4 protein-coding genes are annotated in these 1978 nt (G+C 56.0%); 2 read left to right on the top strand and 2 right to left on the bottom strand.

Annotated features, from left to right (window positions below; genetic code table 11):
• Nucleotides 1–324: DUF1015 family protein (locus QCH34_RS11525; protein ID WP_300334318.1), on the bottom strand; the 324-nt coding region annotated here is incomplete at its 3' end.
• Between the two features lie 42 nt (nt 325–366).
• On the opposite strand from QCH34_RS11525, the gene rimI reads away from it, so the two are divergent.
• On the top strand, nt 367–855 hold the full coding sequence (gene rimI, locus QCH34_RS11530; protein ID WP_300334321.1) for a ribosomal protein S18-alanine N-acetyltransferase: 489 nt from the start codon (nt 367–369) through the stop codon (nt 853–855).
• Nucleotides 856–905: 50 nt separating this feature from the next.
• Nucleotides 906–1421 carry a helix-turn-helix domain-containing protein gene (locus QCH34_RS11535; RefSeq protein ID WP_300334324.1) on the top strand — a complete coding sequence of 172 codons (516 nt, stop codon included), beginning with the start codon at nt 906–908 and terminating at the stop codon, nt 1419–1421.
• Here QCH34_RS11535 and trpA read toward each other — a convergent pair.
• The coding region (gene trpA, locus QCH34_RS11540; RefSeq protein ID WP_300334327.1) for a tryptophan synthase subunit alpha at nt 1372–1978 on the bottom strand (607 nt) is incomplete at its 5' end. The two genes, QCH34_RS11535 and trpA, sit on opposite strands and share 50 nt — an antisense overlap.

Consider the following 1978-nt stretch of genomic DNA (forward strand, 5'->3'; position numbering starts at 1 on the left):
GATGCATGCAACGAGGCCGGTAAAAACCCGGCCCTCATCCTCCACCTGGTACACCGAGTAGCTCTCTGCAGAATCCTGCCTGAGGAGGCCCTCTGCCTGCATCTCATCAAAGACCGCGCGGGCACGGGCATAGACCGTATCATCATAGGGATTGAGATCCGGGAGTTCTGCATCGGATCGGATCACCCTGAGAAAACTCAGGTTATTTTCTGATATACATGCCGCCGCCTCGTCCCTGCTGACAACATCGTAGGGAACGGATGCAATAGCGGCAGACTCCTCCGCTGCCGGACGGAGGGCTCTGAACGGATAGATGGAAACCATGGAAAACTCCACGTAGGTGTAGGTGCTATACTCTATTGAAAGATGGTGACTGCAGGTTTTCATCCGGAACATGGGATCACTTTTTTGATCCGGAGGGCAAACCCTGGCGACATCCCCGCGATCGTCCCCCTTGAAGTGATGGCGTTCACTGATCCCTGGGGAGAGAGCGGTATTCGTGAAGCCATGGAGCTGTACCTCTCCTCATTCTTTGTGGCAGTTGCTCACGGGAAGATCATCGGCTTCTGCGGTGGTGGCATCGAGGATACCGGCGATGTGATCTATGGGCATCTCTGCACCCTCGCTGTGGCAGACGAGTACCGCCACAAGGGGGTTGGCCGGGAACTGCTCCGCTGGATCGAGGATGACCTCCGCCAGAAAGGAGCCGCAGCCATCCAGCTCGAGGTGAGGATCTCAAACCACAGTGCGATCACCTTCTACAAAAGGCTCGGATACCAGGAGATCTTCTGCTATGACAGCTATTACAAGGATGGCGAAGACGGCCTCGTCATGATGAGATGGTTCTCCACATAAATTGTCAGGATGCATCCTTATTATCTCCCGGAGAAGAGATCCTACTTGTTATGTTCTCACGCCGGATCTTTGAGACCGATTTTGCAGAAGCGCTTGACGAGGAGCTGAAGAGGAGGGATATGACGATCCGGGAACTCTCGGAGAAGACCGGCATACCCCCCGCAACACTCTATAAGATCGCTTCAGGGGAGCGGGATCCCCGGCTCTCAACAGTACGGCGGATCGTTGCCGCCCTTGAGCCGCATGAAGGGACATTCATCGCCGTTGTTGCGGCAAAGTTCCTCCTTGACGAGATCGAGGGAGCACGGGTATCAATCGGAGGAAAAGAGGTGATCCTGAAAGGATATGCCGCAAATTCGATAGACGAGTGCATGATGGCAGCGGTCGAAGCAAAGAAGGATGGGGCCTCAGGGATCATCTGTGCCCCGATCATCGCCTCCATCATCGAGAAGATCGTCGATATCCCCGTCGCTATTCTGAAACCGCATCCCGATACCGTCATCGATGCTGCGAACATCATTGCCCGGCGGATCGAGAGGATCGGTGGCGGGCAATTCCGGACCTGATCTCCCGCACGGCTTCTCCCACAAAGAGAGCGGGATCATCCGGGTTCCTCTCGATCGCCCCTGAGATCACCGATCCGGCAATCACGGCATCTGCTCCGGCTGCTGCTGCTTCATGGGCGGTTTCTGCCGATCCGATCCCAAACCCGACTGCAACCGGCAGCACGGTACTCTTCTTCACCTCCAAGACCCGATCCCCCAGATCATCCGGAAGATGCTGCCGTGTTCCGGTGACACCGGGTGCCGAGACGAGATAGAGGAAACCCCGCCCGATCTTTCCGATCATAGCTCTCCGTTCCGGCGGTGTGTTCGGTGCGATGATGAAGATCGGATCGATCTTCTTCTGGGAGATGAGCAGACCTCCTTCCTCAGGCGGCATATCCACAATGAGTATCCCGTCTGCTCCCGCAGCCGCGGCATCAGAGAGGAATTTTGCCTCTCCCCTGACAATTGCCGGGTTTGCATAGGTCATCAGGCAGATCGGGATATCGCTCTTTCTCCTGATTGCACCGATAAGAGAGAAGACACCTTCGATGCCAATCCCACCCCTGATAGCCCGT

The organism is Methanocalculus sp., assembly GCF_029762515.1.
In the GTDB taxonomy this organism is placed as follows: Archaea; Halobacteriota; Methanomicrobia; order Methanomicrobiales; family Methanocorpusculaceae; genus Methanocalculus.

Excerpts from the sequence above, each read along its gene's own strand:
- QCH34_RS11535 (WP_300334324.1), top strand. The coding sequence starts at position 906 with ATGTTCTCACGCCGGATCTTTGAGACCGATTTTGCAGAAGCGCTTGAC.
- rimI (WP_300334321.1), top strand. The coding sequence starts at position 367 with ATGGTGACTGCAGGTTTTCATCCGGAACATGGGATCACTTTTTTGATC.